The organism is Actinosynnema sp. NPDC059335, from assembly GCF_042752395.1.
Taxonomy (GTDB): domain Bacteria; phylum Actinomycetota; class Actinomycetes; order Mycobacteriales; family Pseudonocardiaceae; genus Actinosynnema.
Genome location: NZ_JBHYXZ010000092.1, coordinates 13,679 through 34,746 on the forward strand (window position 1 = coordinate 13,679; position 21,068 = coordinate 34,746).

21 protein-coding genes and 2 pseudogenes are annotated in these 21,068 nt (G+C 68.7%); 11 read left to right on the plus strand and 12 right to left on the minus strand.

Translation table 11 applies throughout. From position 1 onward, the window contains the following. Nucleotides 1-51 precede the first annotated feature (51 nt). Together ACFXGA_RS25810 and ACFXGA_RS25815 are read left to right on the plus strand one after the other, a co-directional pair. A pseudogene (locus ACFXGA_RS25810) lies at nt 52-1,134 on the plus strand (replication-relaxation family protein). Nucleotides 1,135-1,141: 7 nt separating this feature from the next. Further along, on the plus strand, nt 1,142-2,119 hold the full coding sequence (locus ACFXGA_RS25815; protein ID WP_378091995.1) for an NlpC/P60 family protein: 978 nt from the start codon (nt 1,142-1,144) through the stop codon (nt 2,117-2,119). On the opposite strand, the gene ACFXGA_RS25820 is transcribed toward ACFXGA_RS25815, so the two are convergent. Together ACFXGA_RS25820 and ACFXGA_RS25825 are read right to left on the minus strand one after the other, a co-directional pair. Next, complete coding sequence (locus tag ACFXGA_RS25820) at nt 2,106-2,519, minus strand: hypothetical protein (RefSeq protein WP_378091951.1); 414 nt, start codon at nt 2,517-2,519, stop codon at nt 2,106-2,108. The genes ACFXGA_RS25815 and ACFXGA_RS25820 overlap by 14 nt on opposite strands. A gap of 75 nt (nt 2,520-2,594) precedes the next feature. Next, nucleotides 2,595-3,485 (minus strand): hypothetical protein, encoded by an 891-nt coding sequence (locus ACFXGA_RS25825; protein WP_378091953.1) that lies wholly within the window; start codon nt 3,483-3,485, stop codon nt 2,595-2,597. Nucleotides 3,486-3,800: 315 nt separating this feature from the next. Between ACFXGA_RS25825 and ACFXGA_RS25830 the strand changes: the two genes are divergently transcribed. Then, a complete protein-coding gene (locus tag ACFXGA_RS25830) occupies nt 3,801-4,442 on the plus strand; it encodes a MarR family transcriptional regulator (RefSeq protein ID WP_378091955.1) in 642 nt (213 codons plus the stop codon). A 68-nt stretch (nt 4,443-4,510) separates the two neighbouring features. Then, entirely contained in the window at nt 4,511-5,443 is a 933-nt protein-coding gene (locus tag ACFXGA_RS25835) for a DUF4192 domain-containing protein (protein ID WP_378091957.1), read from the plus strand. Nucleotides 5,444-6,115: 672 nt separating this feature from the next. Here the strand turns inward: ACFXGA_RS25835 and ACFXGA_RS25840 are convergent. Next, on the minus strand, nt 6,116-6,505 hold the full coding sequence (locus ACFXGA_RS25840) for a hypothetical protein (protein WP_378091959.1): 390 nt from the start codon (nt 6,503-6,505) through the stop codon (nt 6,116-6,118). Between the two features lie 616 nt (nt 6,506-7,121). On the opposite strand from ACFXGA_RS25840, the gene ACFXGA_RS25845 reads away from it, so the two are divergent. From ACFXGA_RS25845 to ACFXGA_RS25865, 5 genes are all read left to right on the plus strand, one after another. Next, nucleotides 7,122-7,334, plus strand: coding sequence for a hypothetical protein (locus tag ACFXGA_RS25845; RefSeq protein ID WP_378091961.1), 213 nt, complete (start codon nt 7,122-7,124; stop codon nt 7,332-7,334). 94 nt (nt 7,335-7,428) lie between these two features. Further along, complete coding sequence (locus tag ACFXGA_RS25850) at nt 7,429-7,701, plus strand: hypothetical protein (protein ID WP_378091963.1); 273 nt, start codon at nt 7,429-7,431, stop codon at nt 7,699-7,701. Nucleotides 7,702-7,817: 116 nt separating this feature from the next. After that, the gene (locus ACFXGA_RS25855) at nt 7,818-8,165 is read left to right on the plus strand and encodes a hypothetical protein (RefSeq protein WP_378091965.1); all 348 of its coding nucleotides are present in this window, start codon (nt 7,818-7,820) and stop codon (nt 8,163-8,165) included. A 441-nt stretch (nt 8,166-8,606) separates the two neighbouring features. Then, nucleotides 8,607-10,844: an ATP-binding protein gene (locus ACFXGA_RS25860; RefSeq protein WP_378091967.1), complete on the plus strand. Its 2,238-nt coding sequence runs from the start codon at nt 8,607-8,609 to the stop codon at nt 10,842-10,844. A gap of 6 nt (nt 10,845-10,850) precedes the next feature. Then, a complete protein-coding gene (locus tag ACFXGA_RS25865) occupies nt 10,851-11,000 on the plus strand; it encodes a hypothetical protein (RefSeq protein ID WP_378091969.1) in 150 nt (49 codons plus the stop codon). A gap of 597 nt (nt 11,001-11,597) precedes the next feature. Here ACFXGA_RS25865 and ACFXGA_RS25870 read toward each other — a convergent pair. The 4 genes from ACFXGA_RS25870 to ACFXGA_RS25885 form a co-directional block, all read right to left on the minus strand. Continuing rightward, complete coding sequence (locus ACFXGA_RS25870; RefSeq protein ID WP_378091971.1) at nt 11,598-12,020, minus strand: Imm1 family immunity protein; 423 nt, start codon at nt 12,018-12,020, stop codon at nt 11,598-11,600. Continuing rightward, entirely contained in the window at nt 12,008-12,796 is a 789-nt protein-coding gene (locus ACFXGA_RS25875; RefSeq protein ID WP_378091973.1) for a DddA-like double-stranded DNA deaminase toxin, read from the minus strand. Before ACFXGA_RS25875 ends, ACFXGA_RS25870 begins: the two co-directional genes overlap by 13 nt. Nucleotides 12,797-13,160: 364 nt before the next feature. Continuing rightward, complete coding sequence (locus ACFXGA_RS25880; protein ID WP_378091975.1) at nt 13,161-13,316, minus strand: hypothetical protein; 156 nt, start codon at nt 13,314-13,316, stop codon at nt 13,161-13,163. 54 nt (nt 13,317-13,370) lie between these two features. Continuing rightward, on the minus strand, nt 13,371-13,556 hold the full coding sequence (locus tag ACFXGA_RS25885; protein ID WP_378091977.1) for a hypothetical protein: 186 nt from the start codon (nt 13,554-13,556) through the stop codon (nt 13,371-13,373). A gap of 181 nt (nt 13,557-13,737) precedes the next feature. Here ACFXGA_RS25885 and ACFXGA_RS25890 point away from each other — a divergent pair. Next, a pseudogene (locus ACFXGA_RS25890) lies at nt 13,738-13,959 on the plus strand (transposase family protein); the annotation flags it as partial. Between the two features lie 255 nt (nt 13,960-14,214). After that, entirely contained in the window at nt 14,215-15,375 is a 1,161-nt protein-coding gene (locus ACFXGA_RS25895; protein WP_378091979.1) for a transporter substrate-binding domain-containing protein, read from the plus strand. A gap of 205 nt (nt 15,376-15,580) precedes the next feature. Here the strand turns inward: ACFXGA_RS25895 and ACFXGA_RS25900 are convergent, their stop codons facing one another. The 5 genes from ACFXGA_RS25900 to ACFXGA_RS25920 all read right to left on the minus strand — a co-directional run bounded on the left by ACFXGA_RS25900 (nt 15,581) and on the right by ACFXGA_RS25920 (nt 20,469). Next, nucleotides 15,581-16,663, minus strand: coding sequence for an integrase core domain-containing protein (locus ACFXGA_RS25900; RefSeq protein ID WP_378091981.1), 1,083 nt, complete (start codon nt 16,661-16,663; stop codon nt 15,581-15,583). Nucleotides 16,664-16,696: 33 nt separating this feature from the next. Beyond that, nucleotides 16,697-17,629 (minus strand): hypothetical protein, encoded by a 933-nt coding sequence (locus tag ACFXGA_RS25905; RefSeq protein WP_378091983.1) that lies wholly within the window; start codon nt 17,627-17,629, stop codon nt 16,697-16,699. 1,053 nt (nt 17,630-18,682) lie between these two features. Further along, complete coding sequence (locus ACFXGA_RS25910) at nt 18,683-18,925, minus strand: hypothetical protein (RefSeq protein WP_378091985.1); 243 nt, start codon at nt 18,923-18,925, stop codon at nt 18,683-18,685. Between the two features lie 434 nt (nt 18,926-19,359). Continuing rightward, on the minus strand, nt 19,360-19,980 hold the full coding sequence (locus ACFXGA_RS25915) for a hypothetical protein (RefSeq protein WP_378091987.1): 621 nt from the start codon (nt 19,978-19,980) through the stop codon (nt 19,360-19,362). A 42-nt stretch (nt 19,981-20,022) separates the two neighbouring features. Continuing rightward, the gene (locus ACFXGA_RS25920; RefSeq protein WP_378091989.1) at nt 20,023-20,469 is read right to left on the minus strand and encodes a hypothetical protein; all 447 of its coding nucleotides are present in this window, start codon (nt 20,467-20,469) and stop codon (nt 20,023-20,025) included. Between the last annotated feature and the right edge of the window lie 599 nt (nt 20,470-21,068).

Sequence of the window (21,068 nt, forward strand, 5' to 3'; positions counted from 1 at the left end):
GCGCGCTTCGCGCCGGCGCGGTATCACACCGCCCACCCGGAGGCGCCCGTCATGATCACCAATCCCACCCGCCAGCGCGCTCTGCGCGGCCACAAGCCGACCCGACCCACCCCGCGTGCCGCGAACACCGCCGAACATCAGGCCGTGCTGGCGTGGCGGCTGACCCCGCGCGACAAGTGGATCGCCCGGATGCTCTGGGAGCACAAGGTCCTCACCGCCCACCAGATCACCGCGCTGGCCTTCCCCAGCTTCCGATCAGGCCGAATGCGGCTGCGTGAGCTCTACCTGTGGGGTGTCGTCGACCGTTTCCAGCCCTTCGTCACCCTCGGCACCGCACCCATGCACTACGTGCTCGCGCCCGCCGGCGCGGCCGTACTCGCCGCCGAGGACGGCCGCGACATCAAGAACCTCGGCTACCGCCACGACCGGGTCTTCGGCATCGCCCACAGCCTGCGCCTGGCCCACACCGTCGGCGTCAACGAGTGGTTCACCGCCCTGGTCCACCGCGCCCGCCACCCCCACCCAGGCGAACAGGTCGAGCTGGCGGCGTGGTGGTCGGAGGCCCGCTGCGCCCGCTACTTCGGCGACCTGGTCAAACCCGACGGCTACGGCCGCTGGCGACACCACGACGAACACGGTGACCGGCAGGTCGAGTGGTTCCTCGAGTACGACTTCGGCACCGAGGCGCTGGCCAAGCTCGCCGGGAAACTCGCTGGCTACGCCGCCCTCGCCCAAGCCACCGGTATCACCACGCCACTGTTGGTGTGGCTGCCGACCTCGCGGCGCGAGGCCGCCGCCCGCCTGCTGCTCGCGAAGGCGTGGCGCGACCTCGACGACCGGCGCCGCGTGCCCATCGCGACCGCGGCGGCCGAGCTGCTCGACCCCGAGGCCGTCCACCCGAGCCCTGCCGACGAAGTCTGGCTGCCGCTCGACGCCCCGACCGGAGCGTCCCGACGAGCGCTGTCGCGATTGCCCGATGCGTAGCCGCACGTACCGCCACCGGTCACGCCCACCGAGGAGACCTCCAAGGGGGCGGACTCGCCGCAGCCGATGTCGCCTCCGCCCTCGCCGATGCCGCCCACCGCGACCGGCCCACGGGTGCCACGCAGGGCGGGCCGGCGGGGAAGGTGGTGACAGCGTGCTGGCCAGGATCGCCATCGGAGCGGCGGCCTTGTTGCTGCTCACCCCCGTCATGATCGGCCAAAGCATGAGTGCCGTGATGGGGGCACTGTTCGGCAGCTCCTCGAACACCACCATCACCTGCACGGAACCGATCGCCGACATCCCGGCCGACTACTGCCTGCTCTACGTCACCGCGGCCACGGCGTGTCCCGGCCTGGACTGGACCGTGCTCGCGGCGATCGGCAAGGTCGAGACCGACCACGGCCGCCTCGCAGCACCCGGCGTGACCGAAGGCGAGAACGTCGCCGGGGCCGGCGGGCCGATGCAGTTCCTCCAACCGACCTTCAACGGCGTCATCGCCGCACACCGAATCCCACCCGGCGGGGCCAGCCCGCCCTCGCGGTACAACCCGCACGACGCCGTCCACGCCGCGGCCTTCCTGCTCTGCGACGAAGGCGTCCGCCGAGGCGACCTGCGGGCGGCGATCTTCGCCTACAACCACGCCGACTGGTACGTCGACATGGTCCTCGAACAAGCCGCCAAGTACGCCGAGGCGGCCGCGGCCAGCGTCGGCAACGGCGACTGCAACGCCATCCAGGCCCCCAACGCCGTCACCCACGCGGCGATCAACTACGCCTGCGGGCAACAAGGGCTGCCCTACGTGTGGGGCGGCGACGGCCCCGACGGCGGACACGAAGGCTTCGACTGCTCCGGCCTGACCAAAGCGGCCTTCGCCGCCGCCGGAGTCATCCTGCCCCGTACCGCCCAGACCCAGTTCGACGCGGGCCCGCGTGTCCCGGCCGGGCAGCCGCTGTTGCCGGGTGACCTGGTCTTCTACGGCACACCCGGCAACATCCACCACGTCGGCCTCTACATCGGCGGCGGAATGATGATCAACGCGCCGACCTTCGGGCAACCGGTGCGGATCGACCACTACCGGTACGACGGAGACGACTACGCCGGCGCGACCCGCCCGGCGGCCCCTATCGCGGCGTAACGGGTTCCACCTCGCCCACGCCCGCGCCGACGATCGCGGCGAACGGTTGGCCGTACTGGTTGACCAGCACGACCTGCTGGACGAACGTCGGCAACGCGACCGGATCGAGCGGGATGATGTTGTAGGCGCTGACGAGGTCGAACAACGTGGTGATCACGGCGCGGCTTGTCGCGGGTGCGGGGACGGTGTCGAAGCCCTCGACGCGGATGTGCAGCATCCGCTGCCACGGGAGCACGGTCACGACCGTGCGGGTGTACGCCGGAAGATCGCCTCGCTCACGTGCCTCGGTGATGTCGTGAGAGATGCGCACGGCGATGGCTTCCAAGGTGTGGCCGGGGCCGTCTCCGGCTTTCGCGCCCCGCACCATCGCACTGTCCGGACTGCGTAGGAATTCGTCCACGGTATGCCTTCCCAGGGCGGGCCGGCCGGCCGACCGTGCACGTCGACATGGGTGGCCCGGCCGTCGGACAGGGGGTCACCGCCGGCGGCGTGGTTGGATCGTCTGTCCTCGGCTGACGCGCAGTTCGGCGCGCAGGTCACCGAGAGTGCGTCCGTCCGAGGTTCGTTTCCACGCCTTCCAGCCGTTCTGCGGCTTGTCGCCGAGCGCGGTCATCGGGCCGGAGGGGTTGACGTAGGCGCGGCCGTCGGCGATGACCAGGGTGCCGTCGGAGCGGATGCGGGCGGTGTGTCGGGCACCGCGCGCCGGACGGTCCCAGACGAACTCCTCACCCGCGTGGATCAGGCCGGCGGCGAGCAGGTCCACGAGGCCGCCGTTGCCGCCCCAACCCCGCAGGGGTCGACCGGCTGTCGCGCCTGTCGGGACCGGTGCGGCCTCGGTCGCTTCGACGTGCAATTCCATGATCGCCGCTGCGGTCACCGCGACGGTCCAGGGCCAGCGCGTGTCCATCCCTTCCCACTCGCCGACACGCATCCACCGGTTGCCGTGGGCGAGCAGCATTTCCACGTCCACCTCGTCGTCCGGCGACTCGCTGTCGGGTGCGGTCAACACGAGAACGAGATCGCCCTCGCACATTGCGGCCTGCGGCCGGTCGGGCAGCCAACACCCGGCGAACAGCGCGACTTCGCCTTCCCGATCGGGGTCGGTTGCACCCAGGACATCCGCTGCCAGCACGAGCAATCCCCACGTGTTCTCGGGTTGCCGCATCGGCGTGGCGGCGACCGACGGGGCGAGGATCACCGCATCGGGCGGAAGCCCTTCCGGCCACAACATCGTCGCCTCGTCGTCGTCCTGTGACGTGACGGGGAACGGTTCAGGCGGAGTCGCCGCGGTGTCGTCGCCCAGCCCGGCGACGGCAGCGTGCGGGTCGGGGTCAGGGGGCGTCGGTGAGGTGGTGTCGGTGGTCATAATTCCTGTGTCCCCTCGGGTTTGGGTCATCCAGGGCCGAACGGCCGACCTGTATGGACGCTTCGTGACCGCCGCGGTGTCAACGCGCAATGTGCGACCGGCGACGAAGTGAACCCTTGTGGGTTAACGGTTTGCCATCTTGTGGGGCGTCTACCTGGGGCAGAGGATCGATCCGGCTATTCCCGCTTGACTTCATGGCGGCAAGGAAGCGTCCATAGTCGTGTGGCCCGAAACCACCGGATGCGCACCGGGGGCCGCACACGCTCCGGCCGGGGCATGACCACTCACCCACACATCACTTCCTGCGAGGCAGTCATGTCCACCAACGCCAACCCGACGCTGCAAGCCGTCCCCAATCCCGGCAAACCACGCACCGAAACCGAGGAAAAGCTGTGGCAGGCCCTGCTCGACCACCCCGCCAGCACCGCTGTCGCGCTGTCGACCGCCGCCGGAATCGGCAAGTCCACCGCGCCGAAGATCCTCGCCCGCTGGGAGAAGGACGGCCTCGTCGCCCGCACCGCCGGGATCGCCGACGGCGGGTCGCGCCCCGCCGACCGCTGGTCGATCACGACCGAGGACCGGCACACCGACGAAGAACAAGCCGTGGCCCAAGGACCGGTTGGTGACCAACCCACCTCCGCTCAGCCCGCTCCGGAAAACGACACACCCACCGACGACCAGCCCACCGCGTCGGGTGACCCACAGGTGGATGCGCAGCCGAAGGGCGAGCGACTGGCACCGGGGGCGTTGCGCGGGATGGTCGAGGACTACCTGCGAGAGCACCCCGACCAGGACTTCACCCCGAACGTGATCGGCAAGGCACTGACCCGGTCGGCCGGTGCGGTGCACAACGCGCTGGAGAAGCTGGTCGACGGCGGCTACGCCGTGCGCACCAGCGACAAGCCCAAAAGGTACGCGCTCGCCCCGGCCTCCGACGACTCCACCACGAACAGTTGAAGGACCCGGGCGGGATCACCACCCGTCTTACGTCACTCACACCCCGACGACATAACGGGAGCACCACCATGCGCACCTGCCGCCCGGCGGACGCCACGGCCGCCGATCACGCAACCCTCACCCCCACACCGCGCGACCCTGCCATCGCGGACTTCTACGACCAGCACAGCACCGAATCCCGATGGCTCGGAGCCGTCCAAGGCCACGCCGACCCGGGATCACTTCGCACGATCGACATCGGACGAAAGATGTTGGAGGCAAACGACCCGGACACCTTCGCCTCGGCCGTGGCCGACCTGCTCGACGTGTGGGCAGACCGGGACGACGGTCTGAGCCATCCGCCGTCGGACGGGTGGCCATGGCCGTGGCCGGACTCCCGCCACGCCGACTGGGTCTACACCTTCGACGGACACCGCGTCTGGGTCGTCACCGACCGCACCACGGTCGGCACGGCCACCCCGACAGCCCTGATTCCCGACCCCGAAGACGTCCTCGCGCGACGGGTCGAACTGCTCGACGACCTACACCGGCGAACCGACCCCACCGCCGAGGACCACCCCAACGCTCCCGGACAACCCAGCCCTCGCCGCAGCCGCTTCGACCTGTTGCACGAACACGTACTCCGCGCCGGCGACCGCACGCAGCCGCTGACCGACCGCGAGATCGCCCACCTGGCGTTCGCGCTGACCAACCCGCTGGTCCGCGACGCCTGCCTGTCCTTCGCCATCAGCGAGCACGCCCACCACGCCGAGGCCCTGTGGACCGAACTGATCAGGACCAGCCCCGCGCCCGAACGAGCCGAACCCGCCGCGCTCCTGGCCGCCTACGCCTGCCTGCGAGGAGACCTCGACCTCGCCGCCGCCGCGATCGGCCACGCCGAGCGCAGCCACCCCGGGCACCGCCTCAGCGAACTGCTCGGCACCGCACTACGCAACGGCATCGACCCACAAGCCCTACCCGAACTGGCACGACACAGCCGGAAACTGATCACACAGCTCTAACCCCGAGACCTCCGACGGGAGTGCCCCTCAACCAGCCCTCGACGGCTCGGCCAGAGCCGTCGACGGCTTCTCCGCGGCCCATCCCCAGGCCACACATACGGGACGGTGCCGCCGGTCAGATAGTCCCAGCGCTGGTCCGCCCCAATCCGCTTGGTCGCCCTCATACGGGCCGATGGCGAGCCGTGTTCATCAACCAAAGCCGTACCCAGGCTCGACTCTGCACTGCGAGCCGCTGACCGAGGTCTCGCTGGCCTGTGCCGACCCGTGGGCATCCACATCCCGGATCGGCGACGCACTGAAGCCTCACCTGATCCGACACACCCGGATCCAATCGACTCGGGTCGCAGGGCGCGCCTGGACCAGCTCCTCCGCGGTTCGGTCGCCTTGGCTGCCCACTTGAAGGCGCTCCGGCAACACTGACCTGTCGTCGCATGAACCGAAGCCTCACCAACCAAATTCAGTCAATACTGAAGTATTAGTGAGAATGTGGATGGACAGCGACATTCACAATTCCCGGCACCGTGCCCTCCAGCCGTTGTGTCCGTTCCCGGACCACCGATGTTGCGCTGCGACAGACCTGCGGCCTACCTGTGCCCCCGGCTCCACCGGACCCGCGGTGGGTACCCCTGCCAGCCGACTGCACCGTGAGCCTGCGCTCTATCGGCGGTGGCGTCACTCCGGACTTGGCAGGTCGTCCGGCACAATGTCCGACAATGGTTGTCCCAAATCCCGCCGGAAGGCGTCAGCTGTCGAGATCATCTCCAACCCCGCCAGCACATGTTCGTCGGAACTGACGAACCCGTGACCGTCCAGACTCGCCCAGAGATGGTGCGCCGCATCCAGCAGCGCCGACCGCCGCTCGCCGGGATCGACCGCCACGGCGGCGGCACGAACGAACTCCACCGCCATGTCCGTGTCGGAACCGTCGCCGGAGGCCCACCACGAGGCCAAAGCGTATTCAATTCTCACCCGGTCGAGCAGCGGAACCGGATGGTGCGGGCGATCGACCCATCGTTCGACGCGCGCGAGGGTGCGCCGCAATTCTTTCTCGAATGGATGCATCTCTGCACCGTATCGCATGCTCCGACGCGACCCGAATAATGCGGACACGACACGAGTGTTAATGTGCGCTGTGCACGGAGGCGGGCGGTCCCCCGGAACACCGGTGGCGGCGCAGCGGGCCGGCGCGTCAACTAGCTTTGCCACCGGCGGCCTCCGTGCACCTTCCCGACGCCGACAGACCCACGGGCACGACAGCGCCCACAGCGAATACGTAATTCGACGCGGTCCGCAGCACGGCGTCGGTGGTCGAGAGCGCGGACCCGGCGGGTCTGCACCGGATGGAAGCGCGTCGACCACCAGGACGCAGTGGCCGAGGCGAGTTCGGCAGCACACCGACCACGGTGGGCGTAGGGCACCGGCCCCACCCACCACGCCCAACACCACGTCGACCAAGCGCACGAACCGGCACGACACGCATCGCTCTCACCGAGGACCGTCCGACACGCCGACCGGGCGCGCAGGCCATCGAGCAGCAACCGGCCATCGAGGTGGTAGCGATACGTAAGGTAACCGACGGCCGACCACACCAGGTCAGGCACCACGCGCCACCGCTATAAACGTGCGATCTCTGCGAATCTGGTAATTTCCGCTGAAATGGCGGATTTGAAGGGTTGCTGTGGACACGCCGCGTCTGCTGAAGCTGTCGTTCGGGATCCGTGACCCTCCGGGGCTGTGCGCCAACATCCACGCCAACCGGATCGAGGCAGCGGTCGCGGCGTTCGTCGGCGCGGTGCAGAGCCTGGCCGGCACGGTGTTCCTGTCGTGTGGGACGACCGGATCGTCGCCGGCCACAGCCGGTTCTACGAATGGCAGGCTGGCACCACCGTGACCACGCTGCCCAGCACGGAGAAGAACACGGTGCCCGCGGGCATGGACGCCTCACCTCGACACGAACCCGGACCACATCACCCGAGAAGGAGATCATGGGCATCGACGAGCGCGAGCAGTACGCCAAGCAGATCCGCGCGGCACTCGAGGAGGCGGCCGCGGAGTACGAGCAGCTCGCCGCAGCGCTGCGGCGTCTGAACGGCATGGTCGACCGGATCGGGCAGACACACGCCAGCGGGTCGATCACCGCCAACACCATCGCCGTCGAGGCCGCGCGGGCGATAGGCCGCAACACACCGAGCCTGGCCACACTGCTGGCCCGGACCGGGGAATACGACTCCGAGGTGCCCAAACTCCCCAACTCGTAGGAAATCCGCCTCGGGCGCGACGACTTCATCGTGGCCGCGTGGCGGAACAGGGAAGGAGCTCCGCTGCGCCGGACGCAGACCAGGACCGACCTATCACCTCGAAGAGGACGGACGTCATGTCGATCAACTTCTACCTCCGGACCCCGCACGACGCGCCGGATGCCGAGGGCCTGCACATCGGCCAGGACGCCGCGCGGACGCAGTTCCTGTTCCGTGCCCACCCCGCAATGGGCCTGACCAACGCCGACGCCTGGCGGTCCTTCCTGGAACGGCCCGGCATGACGATCGTCAGCGAGTACGGCGCCGAGTACCCGCTGGAGGAGTTCTGGGCTCGGGCCACCCTGCGACCGGCCGACGCCGGCGGACCGAACGCGCTGTACCCCCGCTGGCCCGCGGGTGCCCGTGGCTCCCGGGAATGGAACGACGCCGCCGGACACCCCTTCGCCGACTACGAGTTCTCCTGAAGCGGGCGGAACGGCAGCCCGTCACACCGCTGATCGTCCCACGACGTCCCTGAGTATTCGCCGACCCGGAAGGGGCCAGCCAGCGTGGCTGACCGACCGGCAACCGCGGCTGGACGCCGCACAACGCGACGCCGCCGATGCGCAGCGGCCGTGGTCGCCAAGCCACCGGACCGCTACGCGCGGCGGCCAAGCACCACAACCCCGGCACCACCAGCACGGCCACCAAGCGCACCAGCACCACCCGGAATGTCAGGGGCAGGGCGTCGATCGCCTGTCAGTGACGAAAGGGCCAGGGGCTCGGCGTCCGGGCCGGCGGAGCCGTCGTTATGCGGCTGGCCGATGCCGGTCGGGTGAATTCCGCCGACGCCGGGGCTGCGCAGCGGCGCGGTGGTGCCACGCTGTGCGCCATCAGCCGGCGACCGGACCGGGAGGTGGCCCGCGGTGGTGACGCCCGAGCTGCGGCAGCCCGACGACCCCGCGGAGAACGATCCCCCCGAGGACGGCTGGCTGCCCGAGGCGGGCGACGACGGCCCGGCGCAGGTCCGCAACACGGTGTCGGGGACCGTGGACGTGGTGGTGCAGACCGGTGCGGTGCACGGCGACGTGACCCTGCACGCCGCGCCGCTGCCGCCCGCGCCGGTGGTGCCGCGGCAGTTGCCCGCCGCGCCGGCCCTGTTCACGGGGCGGGCGGAGGAGCTGGCCCGGCTGGACCGCGTCCTGACCGCCACCACACCGCCCGCCGACCCGACGGGCACGGGGGCGACGGTGCTGGTCTCGGCGATCGGCGGGGCCGGCGGCATCGGCAAGACCTGGCTCGCGCTGGCCTGGGCCCACCGCCGGCTGGAGCGGTTCCCCGACGGGCAACTGTTCGTCGACCTGCACGGCTTCAGCCCCACCGGCGACCCGGTGCGGCCGGCGGTGGCGGTACGCGGGTTCCTCGACGCCCTCGAAGTCGACCCCAACCGCATCCCCAACGACCTCGACGCCCAAGCCGCGCTCTACCGCAGCCTGGTCGCCGGACGGCGGATGCTCATCGTGCTGGACAACGCCGCCACCAGCGACCAGGTCGCACCCCTACTACCCGGCTCACCGACCTGCACCGTGCTGGTCACCGGCCGCCACAAGCTGGCCTCGCTGATCGACCGGCACGGCGCCCGCCACCTACCCCTCGGCGCCCTGACCCACGAGGAGGCCCGCGGTCTGCTGGCCGCCCGCCTGGGCGCCGACCGCGTCGCCGCCGAACCCGAGGCCGTGGACGCGCTGATCGGGCTGTGCGGCGGCCACCCACTGGCGCTGTCGATCACCGCCCGCACCGCCGAACCCCACCCCGACGTTCCGCTGGCCGAGACCGCCGCCGAACTGCGCGACCTCGGGCTGGAGGCGCTCGACCACGACACCGACCCGGCCGCCAGCCTGCCCGCGGTGCTGTCCTGGTCACTGCGCCACCTCACCGACACCCAACGCACCGTGTTCGCGCTGCTGGGCATCGCCCCCGGCCCCGACACCACCCCGCCCGCCACCGCCGCCCTCACCGGCCTACCCGACCGCACCGCCCGCAGGACGCTGAACGGGCTGGAGAACGCCTCCCTGCTGGAACGACGGCCGGGCGGCCGCTACGCCATGCACGACCTGGTCCGCCGCTACGCCACCACCACCGCCCACACCACCCTGCCCGAGCACGTACGGGAAACGGCCCTGACCCGGGTGGGGGACTTCCACCTGCACACCGCCCACGCCGCCGACCGCCTCCTGGACCCCCACGGCACGCTCGTGCGGCCCGAGCCGCCCGCGCCCGGCGTCCACCCGCACCCGCTGCCCGATACCGCCGCGGCGCTGGCCTGGCTGCAGGCCGAACACGCCACCCTGCTGGCCACCCAACGCACCGCCGCCACCCTCGGCCACCACCACACCGTCTGGCATCTGGCCTGGAACCTGCACACCTTCCACCAGCAGCGAGGACACCGGCACGATGCGGTCAGCACGTGGCAGGCCGCACTGGACGCCGCCGACCACCTGCCCGACCCCGCCACCCACAGCCGCACCCACCGACTGCTCGGCCGTGCCTGCTCCCGGCTGGGCCTGCACGAGCAGGCCATCGCCCACCTGGAGCGGGCCCTGGACCTGGCCGCGCGCCATCACGACCCCACCGAACAGGCCCTCACCCACTGGGTGCTCGCGGTCGCCTGGGAACAGCGGGGGGACGAGCGGCGGGCCCTGGAGCACGCCCACCACGCCCGCGACCTCTACCGCGCCCTCGACCAGCCGGTGCGGGAAGCCGGTGCGCTCAACGCGGTGGGCTGGTACGCCGCGCGGCTGGGCCGGTTCGACACCGCCCGCGAGCACTGCCAGGCCGCCCTCAACCTGCACCGACACCACCACAACCCCGTCGGCGAGGCGGACACCCTGGACAGCCTGGGCTACATCGCCCACCACACCGGCGACCACCACCAGGCCCTCGACCACTACCACCACGCCCTCACCCTGAACCGCGACCTCGGCCACGCGTACGAGGTCGCGAACACTCTCGACCGCGTGGGCCATCCCCACGCCGCCCTCGGCCGGCACGAGCAGGCCCGCACCGTGTGGCGGGAGGCACTGCAGCTGTACCGGGAACAAGGCCGCGACGCCGACGCCGAACGCGTCCAACGCCAACTCGACAACCTCGACCACGCTGGCTGACAGGCAGTGACGCCTACCTTGCGCAAGACCGAGGTGCACCTCGCGACCGGACACGACCAGCACGCAGGCCGGTCGCGCACCCCCGGCCCGTGGCCGCCCGACGTCGACCACGCCGAGGCGCACGCGGTCGCCGGCTGGACCACGACCACGCACTGAACGCGGTGCAGCCGAACCCCCGGACATCGACCATCCGGTCGCCGAGAAGAACACGGCCGCCGAGCACCACACCGACTGGCTGAGCAGGCCGAGCCCGGGTGCCAGAGAACGGTCCCCTGCCGTCCTGCCCGCGACACCCCTACTTCCCCGGCGGCCATGACCGAGCCCGTGATCCGAAAGCCGGGCCCGAACAATCCGGCGCGCAGTTGACCGGGACTAACCTTCGAACGGCAGGTCAACAAACTCGCGCTCCGCGAGGTTCAAGCGGAACGGACGGTCGTGAACTCAGCGGGTACTCCCGACCGGAAGACCGTTCCCGGCTGTCCGTGCTCGTTGATAGAATGATCGGGTTCGTCGCTTGAGGCGAGGGTGTCCTCGGGCTGTGTTCCGTTCACGCGTACCTGATCGCGATAGCGATCATCCTGCTTCTCACTCACGTCGCCTCCCACATCGGTCTCAAGCGGGCAGACAGTGAGCGTCGAGGAGGTGGGCACATAACGCTTTTCATGAGCGTCGCACTCCTGACCGCGTCGGGAGTCGGATCGAACTGGGTAGCGTCAGCGCTGCCATCCTGGCCTGGGTCCGGTTGTTCGACGCCTATAGGTCCCAGGGCCGCCAGTTGACGGTCGTGGACCGTTCACCGTCGGTGGCGACGAGGTCGTGGGCGGCTTTGATCACGTCGGCCAGCGGCAGCTCGGCGTCGGAGGGCCACTCCCGGGCGTGGGCCTGGTGGTCGTAGAGGACCGGTTCGCCGTCGGGGTCGCTACCGTTGGTGGTGATGTAGGAGCCGGTGGCGTCGGCGTGGGCGATGAAGCCGCGGTCGGGTGCGATGCCGAGGCGGATGGCCACCCAGCCCTGGGCCCACGGGTCGGGGCGGGCCAGTTCGGCCATCGGCGGGACGGGGCCGTCCTGTGCGGCGAAGTCGGCGGCCATGCGTTCCAGCAGCGCGTCGAGATCGGCCGCGCTCGTGATCGGAGTCGGCTCCTCGCCCCTTTTGTACCAGGCCATCAACGACGCCACGGCGGTTTTCCTCCGGTGAACTTCTTGTAGTAGCCGTCCGGGCCGTGCACGGCGAGCGTGTAGCCCTTGGGCAGCATTGCGGGCAACAGACTGTCACAGCCGAACGGGCCTTCGCACGGTGCGGAGTTCAGCACCAGCGTCAGGTGCCGCATCGCGAGATCGGCGGCGCCCTGCTCCCGCATCCGCGCGGCCAGCTTCAGTTCCACGTCGGCCTCGGTGATGACGGGCAATCGGGGACATCCCTCGGCGGCCAGTGCGGCGTTGATCTTCGGCGTCCACTCGTCGCGCCCGCTGACCGCACGCTGTGTCGACCCGTCGGGGGCGATCCATCGGCCGTGGGTCTTCTGCCCGGTACCGCCGATCACGGTGGGCGGCAGGTCTCGACGTAACTCCTCGACCTGCTCCGGGAGCAGCGGCGGCGGCTCGACCACCGGCGGCACGGCGGTGGTCTGCGGCTGTCCGGCCGGGGTGGTCGGTGCCGGCTGCGCGGCGGGTGGCGAGCTTGGCGAAGTCGGCGGCGGGGTGGCGGTGCCGCGAACCGCGCTCAGCACGGCCTCGGTACGGGTGATGCCGTCGACCAGGGTCTTCCAGAGTTCCTTGATGCCCTTGACGGTCTCGGCGATGCGGCCCAGGACGGCGTCCTTGTCGCCGGTCGTATCGCCTTCCAGGGCGATGGCGAGCAGTGCCTGGGCGTCCTCTGCAAGGTCTTCGGCTTGCTCCAGGGCGGTCTTGGCTTCGAATGCCTTCCTGCCAGCCGCCGTCACGCCGTCGATCACTTCTCCGAGCGTCGCCATCCGCGCCCCCGCCTCCCCGTGTCCGGGCGGAGTGATCGTGCCAGGTACCGGCTTGGAATCGCGTACCGAGTGGGGCGTCGCCTCGTGTCCGGACGTCCGGCGCTACCGGGCGATGGCGGAACTCTGGTTGAGGTCGACATCGCGTCCGATGCGGGCTCGAACAGTGCGGCCGACATCCCCACGAGCGGGTGTGGTGGTAGGCGGTGGGCGCTCGCTCCTGCGGCCTCCTGCTCAGCCCACCGCCCCTTCCGGCCGCGCCTCGTTCCTCGGCACAATCCGGCTGGTGGCCGGTCGCCTCCCGGTTCGTCTGGGCGAGTCGGGTGCCGCGGTCGGGGTCGAGCAGGAGCTATGCCTGGCCGGGAGTGGTGTGGTCGGGGACGAACCGCCACGCGCGCCCGGTGGCGGGGTCCGTGATGATGATCAGGTCGCCGGGGACTGCCCCGGTTCGGGTGGGGTAGGTGCGGTGGGGGTCGTCGGTGACGAGCACGGCGTCGGTGGGCACCTGCAGGGCGGTCGCGACGGTGCGGGCGACCCGGGCGCGACGTGCCCACCGGTTTTACGCTTCGGGGTTGGCGTGGCGGCGGTGGAAGCCGTCGGGGTCGGCGGCTCGGTGGGCGCGCGCGACGCGCACCACGCGCTCGGCGAGTCCGGGTGTCGTGGTGGTCATCGCGACCACCCCGGTGGCGTCGGCGGCCGACTCGGGCAGGTGACCGACCTGCTCGCCGACGCCGAGCCACACCACGGGCGGGTCGGTGGGCGGGGTGCCGCCGCCTTCGGCGTCGTCGGGGTGGGCGCCACCTGCGCGAGGTGGTGTATCGGGTAGCAAGGCTGGGCGGCGATCCGCAGGGGTGTGGTGGGATCTGACCTGCGGTTAGGCGGCTGCGTGTTCGTACTCGTTGATCAGGCTGCCGATGTCCTATCTTCGAGGCGCGGGCGGTCCGATCCGCGTGCCTTACCGAGGCACGTGGCACAACCTCTCGCCCGGCCAACAGGCGGTCAACCGCTCCCACGCCCGCATCCGCGCACTCGGTGAACGAGCCGTCTCCACTCTGAAGACCTGGCGACTACTGCGCAGACTCCGCTGCACCACCCGCATCACCGACCTGACCCGAACCGTCCTCGCACTCCACCTCGCCGCCGGATGAGGTTGGAAAGGGCTCAGTGACCACGCCGCTCTACCAGCGACGATAGGTTTTCGAGCGGCACAGGCTCATTTCGTTGAACCTCAGCGTGTGTCAGAACGTGCGGCGACCCGTTGCGCGGCACGAGGTAGACCGCAGGATTGCGGACTGGAGATCGGCTCGAACGTATCGCGTTGAAGTGGATAACGCCGCCCGTCTTCCGCTACGATCGACCTCAAGAAACGTCTGCCCAATGCCATCTATCTCAGATCGGATCTGATGACGAACATCGTTGGCGAGTCGTCGCCGTCGGAGAAGAGGTCGACCCTGTGGCGCGAACTTCTCTGGCTTATTCCGGTGACGGCGGCAACCATCTTCCTCGTCACACTTGTGGTAAGTGTTAGCGACGGTGGTACGGTGGCCGCAGTCATCGGCGTAGTGCTCGCAGTACTCGGTATTGCAATCTCCTACGCCCTCCACCGCGTGAAGTCGAGAGGGCGTCCGGTGTTGAGCGAACGGCGAGTTGGCGTGTGGTGGCATGTCGCTTCCTATACGACATCAGCGGTTTTGCTTGCGTTCAGCGTTGCGTGGACGGCGTCCAATGACGACGATCCGGATCGGTATTTCGGCAGTACGTTGCGGGTTGGGATCAACGGTGAACTGCCTGGCTGGAGTCTGGCCACTGGGAGTGACTATAAAGGGTTCGACATCGAACTAGTCGAGTACCTCAAGGCCAGATATGAAGTCGAGCATATCCAGTGGGTGCGACTCAATCAGGATGAGAGGTCCCACCAGTGGGATCGCACACTCGATACGGAACCGGTCGACATCGTGGTTTCGGCGTTTTCTATCACCGCCTCGAGGCTGGCCGATTTCGACATGGCGGGTCCATACTACATCGACGTGGCGATGGCCTTCCGCAACGGGGACAAGCCCAAAGCTCACAAAGGTGAGGTTCTGCGAGGGTGTGCGGTGAAGGGCACCACGGGGCAAAACCGATTGACCGAGGTTCAGGATCGACTTACGGACGATCTGGGGGCGACCATGCTCCTGGATGAACCAGCAGAGCTGTCCGAATGTTACAAAAGATTTTTTGCGTCCGGCGACACCAAGTACATCGCTTCCGACTGGAGCATCATCCGTGCTTTCAATCAGGCGACGGAACTGGTCGAGGCTGCCGACGATGGCGTGCCTATTTTGCGGGCGTCAGAGCCTGCAGAGGTTCCAATGCCACCGGAGGGTGGCGAGGCCAGGCAACTCTACGGCGTGGCGCTGAGGCCCGGGCATCCCAAGGTTTGCCGTGACCTTACGGAAAAGCTGAACGACTTCCTCAAGTACAAGTGGACCGAAGTATACGGGTCGAATTTGGGCTCCAAGGGCCTGGTTGAGGATTGGCACAAGCCGCAGTCGGCCGACCCGAAGTACTGCGACTACCCGTAAGATCGCACGGCGTGACGCTGATCGAAGTTGGCGGGCATCACGAACCACAAGGTCTTGTCCTCCACCGACATCGCCGACGGGAATGGCTGTAGAGTTTCACAACTCTGCACCTGAGCGCTGAGCTGCGGTGATCGCGCATCATAAGCCGTAGAGGCAGGATCGCGAGGCGTAGTGCTTGTGCCGCTCGAATAGTCATCGCTGCTGGTCAGGCGGCATGTCTGTACTCGTTGATGAGTCCGCCGAGGATGCGGGTGCGGTGCAGTCTGTGAGTGTTGAGGTTGTGGACTGCCGGAGGGTGCTGCCGGGATTCGGGTGGTAGTTGGTCTCGGGCCTGGTGGGGCCGGTGTCGGTTGTAGTGGTTCTCGTAGGTCTTGAGGATTTGTCGTGCGTGGGTTTCTCCCGTGATGAGGATGTGGTCGAGGAGTTCGCGTCTGATGGTGCCGATGACCCGTTCGCAGTGGGCGTTCATCCGCGGTGCCTGTGGCGCGCTCTTGATCACGTGCAGGTCCTCGGCCTGGAAGACGGTGTCGAACGTCTGGCTGTACTTGCCGTCGCGGTCCCGGAGAAGGAATCGCAGGGACTGCGTCCGGTGTCCGAGGGCGGCGGCGAGGTTCCTGGCCTGTTGCGTGGTCCACGCCTGTGTCGGGTGGGCGGTGACGCCGGTGATGTGCAGGCGGCGGGTGCCGTGTTCAAGGAATACCAGTGCGTACAGGCGCCTGCCGAGCACGGTGTCGAGGTGGAGGAAGTCGGCCGCGATGATGCCCTGGGCCTGGGAGGTGAGGAACTGTCGCCAAGTCGGGCCACCACGACGTGGCGCGGGGTCGATGCCCGCGTCGTGCAGGATCCGCCAGACCGTCGAGTGGGCGATCCGGTGGCCGAGGTGGGCCAGCTCACCTTGGATACGCCGATGACCCCATCGCGGGTTTTCCCGGGCGAGCCGCAGTACGAGCGATCGGATCGCCGCTCGTGTCGGTGCGCGTCCGGTGCGTCGAGGCGCGGAGTAGTCCCACTTGCGGGCCACGAACCTGCGGTGCCAGGCGAGCAGGGTGCCCGGCGTGACCGGGAAGACCTCCAGCCACCGACGGCGATCCACCAGCTCGGCTAGAGCGGCGAACCAGAGCCGGTCCGCGGGTTCGTAGCGGACCGGACCCGCGCGTTGCCTGCGCAGGACCGCGTTCTCGTGCCGCAGCACGAGCAGCTCGGCGTCCTTCGCCGCCTCGCCGCGCAGCAGCACCGACGGGACGGACAACAACCTCCGGGACACGTTGTACAGCAGCGACACGATCACCTGGACATGGTCCCAACGCGGCGACACCCCGCTTTACCAGCGGCGATGATTTTTCGAGCGGCACAGGTTGCCCTTCAACCGCAGCGGCTTGGCCAGGTGCGCCGTCATCCCGGCCGCGATGTCGAGCGGTCCGCGGTCCCGCAATGCGTTCGCGATCTTGTCCGTGTCCGCGATGCGCCGCTCGGCGTTGTTGAACGCGGCGATCTTGCCATCCAGAGTGATCAGAGCACGCTCGAACGACCGCCCGCACGCTTTCCGGAGCACTGTCTGGAAGTTGGCCGGGTTGGACTCGATCCACGTGCGCTCCGCGTCGAGCTTCACCTCGCCCTCCCGCGACTGCACAAGCAGCTTGCCGTCGACCACATCGGTCACCTGGCCTACCAACTTGCGCCGTGCGTGTGCGTCCTGGGACGGCCAGGCACGCGCCAACTCCGACTCCGCCAGCACATAGAGCCCGATCACCGGAACGCCACGTCGCAACAGGACGTCCACGGGAAGATCAATCTCGTAGCGGACCTTCCTCCCGATCACCACGCCGGGGTACTCGCGCGGCCCGCCGCGGCGGACGTCCAGCGAGTACTCCGGATACACGTGCAACCTGTCGATGCCCCGGCCCAACGCCTGCTCCACGAGGTCCTTGCCGGGCAGCCTTGACACGAAGCGCACAGGGTACTCACGCCTGAGCAGGTACTTCCACTCCACTGTGAGGATGCGCCTGAGACACTCTTCGAGCAGCCGGGCCTGCAGCAGCACGTCACCCGCGGTGGAGGCGATCACCCTGCGCTCGCCGATCCGCTCGGCGCCCTGTGCCAGTGGAACGCACACGACGTCGTATCTATCCCGGGCGACCACATGAGACTCGCGGAGCCGCCTGAGGAGATCCTCAAGATGGCCTGCCGACTCGTAGGGCAGCACGCCGGCAACCACTTGACCTGCGAACCGGACGGGCAGGAAGTTGGTGAACAACAACGGCCCCCCACGGCCCGCTGACGCTGAACGATCTCCGGAGTACCCCATCGCCTGAGGCTACGACGTCACCCCGACAATTCGGGACCACCTCGACGGCCGCGTCCAGCAGAAGTTGACTGTCCGCACCGACCTTCGCCGGTGCGGACATGCCTCCGCAGCGCCATGCCGTCGCCACCACGGCGATCGCTGGGCACCGCGGCCCCGCAGTCTGCGTCCGATCGCGTCGGTTCAGCTCACCGGGCGGCTATATCAGCAGGTCAGAGCAGGTTCAGGGCGCTCGACGCATACTGAAGGCGGTTCACCCCAAGGGGTGGCGTTTGGCGTCGACTGGCGGGATTCACCCGTTCGGGACGACCCCATTTGGCGCTAGTCAAAGTTCCGGAGCGACCCGCTCCCGATTTCGCTCCTATACAGCGTTCACCAAGATCGCGAAGTTACCGTTCCGTGACCAAGTGAAGATCGACACCCGCACACGAAAAAGCCCGCTGACCTGGACAAACGTCCAGATCGAGCGGGCTTCTTCAGACCGTCGGGACGACAGGATTTGAACCTGCGACCCCTTGACCCCCAGTCGCAGAACGACTGAGCGACGTGCTCGGTCCTGTTCTTCCAAGTCGGCTATCAGTGTAACCGGCCGAGTAAAGGGGTCGACAGAGGATGGATCCCGATCACGGGTGAATGATCATGTTGCGCCGCCAGGTAGTCGCGTAACGTGCGCATCGGAACTGTTAGGCGCCTCCGACCCGTCTGAGCACGCCCCGTTGGTGGGCGTCCGCCAGGAACACCCTCACGCCCCAGGGTGAGCCTCCGGTCGGTGGAGCTACACCCAGGCAAGGAGCTAGGAAAACGGAAACGCCACTTGGGAGACATACAGGTTGATTGAATACGGCCACATCGAGCGTGCGGTCGGCCGGATCTTCGATTGACCTCCTACCAGCGAGCGACTGTCCTCCACCGCCAACACGGTGGCAGAGGCCGCGAAGCTCAAGCGTTGGATGCCACTGGGCTGGCCTACCGGGAACTGGAGCGACCGAAGGACTCGGCCGGTCGTTACACCCTGATGAACAGCGCGTAGGTGAACACGGCAGAGAGTGTTCCGGTGACGAACAGTGGGAAGAGGTCGCCGAACAAGGCCTGCCAGGTGCCGCCCGGACCGATGGTGGAGGCGGTGCGTCGGGAGTTGAAGCGCCAGTACCGCACGAGGACGGGATGGTTCACGCCGTAGGACCGCGGCGCTTCTTCCTCGAATTCCAGGACACCGCCGCCGTTGGGTGAGAACTGGTAGACGGCCATCGTCCTGGGGTTATCTCCGGAGGTTTCTCGAAAGCGCACCAGGCGTCCTTGGCTGCGCTCCCCGTATCGAAGCAGAAGAATCCTCGACACGAACCGGGTCAAGAATGCCAAGAATATGCAGCAGACCCCTATCCAGGCTGCGAACACAAGGAATCCCTCCACATTTCGGATAGTAGCATGGCGCGATGTCGGCAAGCGAGTTCAGGCAGGATGATTGCCCGAATATCCTCGCGGCGCGACGAGTCCTGCGGACCCTCTGAACGAGGCGGTGACGGTGGCAGAGTCGCCCTCCGCTCGGGACTGGTCGGGAGGCCCCGACGGCTGCCCGATGGGCAGGACCGTGCTGGTTCGCGCCAGGACGACATCGGAGATGTCGCCCGTCCCGGAGCTCGCCCCCCGGCAGGAACGGGACGTTGCGCCGGTGGTGGGGTGGCTCAGGGCGAGATGACGGGGAAGTAGGCGAGCGCTTCGCCCGTCGCAGGGTCGTAGTAGCCGGCGAGTTCCAGGTTCCGCCACATTCCGGACCAGGTGCCGGTGTGCGGGTCGCGGATCACCTCCGGGGACTGCCAGGCGCCCTCCCCGGATTCCGCCACTTCCGCCTCGGTCCAGTCCAGGGGGAAGTAGGTGTGGTCCACGACGATCGGGCGTGGTGTGCCGGTCTCCTGGTGTCCGGTGGCGACCCGGAAGGCCTCCGGGTAGTCGGCGGGGCGGGCGAGGGCGGGTTCCGGGGCGGCGGCGACCAGGAACCGGTGCAGTCCTTCGAGGACCGGCCAGAACACGGACTCCGGGATGACCGCGCGTGGCCACCGGCCGTAGGTGCTCTCCAGCAGCACCACGTCGTTGACGAAGTCGATCGAGCAGCCGTTGCCCACCAGCCGGCAGTCCTCGTGCCGGCAGCGCTGGAGGAGGTCGGCGAGGTGGTCCAGCCCGTAGAGGTGGGGTTGGGCGTCGGTGGTGAGCCAGGACGCCAGGGGCAGGTGGTCGGCGGGCGCCGACACCCGGAGCCTGCGGTGCTCGTCGAAGGCGAAGCCGATCGAGTCACCGATGTCGAACATGTCCACTCCGCTTTCCTCCGTGAGGTCCGATGCGACGCCGGATCACTGCCGTCCCGACGGGTAGTAGTGGTAGACGATGTCGTTCTTGGCAGTGCCGCTGATGCCGATCGGTTGGCGATTCGGCAACAGGGCGAACCCGTCCCACCTGCCCGTGGCGGGGTCGATGCCGTAGAACGGCTTCCCGCCATTCCACGCCCTGTTGCCCAGGTTCTGCACCTGGGTCGGACTGAGGCCGAGGGGGAACGACGTGTGCGGGTCCGGCTTCGGCAGCGCAGGTCTCCCGGGCCCTTGGATCTTCGCGTTGGGTTGCTCGTAGACGCCGTTCGCCCAGTAGTGGGACGGATGGGTCGGCGGGTCGGTGATCTGACCGGAGCCGAACCTCGGGGACAGGTTGGCCGGTCGCGGGGGCAGTTGTCCTTGCCACACGTGGCCTCCGGACACCGAGCTGTAGGCGCTGTTGTACTGCCCGTAGATGGCCCGGTCGTGCACTTCCTGGCTGATCGGGGGCAGGTTGCCGGGTAGGCGCTGGGCCAGTGGCCTGCCGCGGTGGTCGGTCGTGGTGATCGGGGAGACGTCGGCCGGGCCGACGCCCTGCGGGAACGTGGGGCTCCACCGAGGGGGTCCGGCGGTCTGCCATCCACCGCCGTCCGACGCGGGGCTTGGCGAGCGGCTCCCGCGACCGGCCGCGGGTGGGACGGCCTGACCGGGCGGCGCGGCGGCTGCCGGAGCGAGCCCGCCGCCACCTGTCCCGCCCCTGCCGCGGCCCTGCCCCTGCATGACCAGTCCCGCCTGCTGAGCCGCGCCGCCCAAGGCGACGGCGCTGGCGTACGAGACCCGCGCGGTGGTGGAGATCGAGGGGGGCGGCGAACCGGCCCTGGGAGCCGTGGTTCGCGGAGGCGACGGGCTGCGCCTTCCCTGACCGCTGGTGTTGCCAGGCACCGGGTGGTCTCCTTTCGGGAAACGGGTTCAGCAGTGGTGGTGACGTCGTCGTGACCACGTGGTCACCAGGATCAGCGTCCGGCTCGAAGCCGAGGCTCTCTGCCGACGGCGACGGGAGCACGCCGTCCCCATCGGACAGTGACGGGATG

Coding starts and splice junctions, on each gene's coding strand:
- ACFXGA_RS25840 (WP_378091959.1), bottom strand. CDS start 6,505: ATGCATCCATTCGAGAAAGAATTGCGGCGCACCCTCGCGCGCGTCGAA.
- ACFXGA_RS25895 (WP_378091979.1), top strand. CDS start 14,215: ATGACGAACATCGTTGGCGAGTCGTCGCCGTCGGAGAAGAGGTCGACC.
- ACFXGA_RS25830 (WP_378091955.1), top strand. CDS start 3,801: ATGTCCACCAACGCCAACCCGACGCTGCAAGCCGTCCCCAATCCCGGC.
- ACFXGA_RS25825 (WP_378091953.1), bottom strand. CDS start 3,485: ATGACCACCGACACCACCTCACCGACGCCCCCTGACCCCGACCCGCAC.
- ACFXGA_RS25915 (WP_378091987.1), bottom strand. CDS start 19,980: ATGTTCGACATCGGTGACTCGATCGGCTTCGCCTTCGACGAGCACCGC.
- ACFXGA_RS25850 (WP_378091963.1), top strand. CDS start 7,429: ATGGGCATCGACGAGCGCGAGCAGTACGCCAAGCAGATCCGCGCGGCA.
- ACFXGA_RS25855 (WP_378091965.1), top strand. CDS start 7,818: ATGTCGATCAACTTCTACCTCCGGACCCCGCACGACGCGCCGGATGCC.
- ACFXGA_RS25910 (WP_378091985.1), bottom strand. CDS start 18,925: ATGGCCGTCTACCAGTTCTCACCCAACGGCGGCGGTGTCCTGGAATTC.
- ACFXGA_RS25835 (WP_378091957.1), top strand. CDS start 4,511: ATGCGCACCTGCCGCCCGGCGGACGCCACGGCCGCCGATCACGCAACC.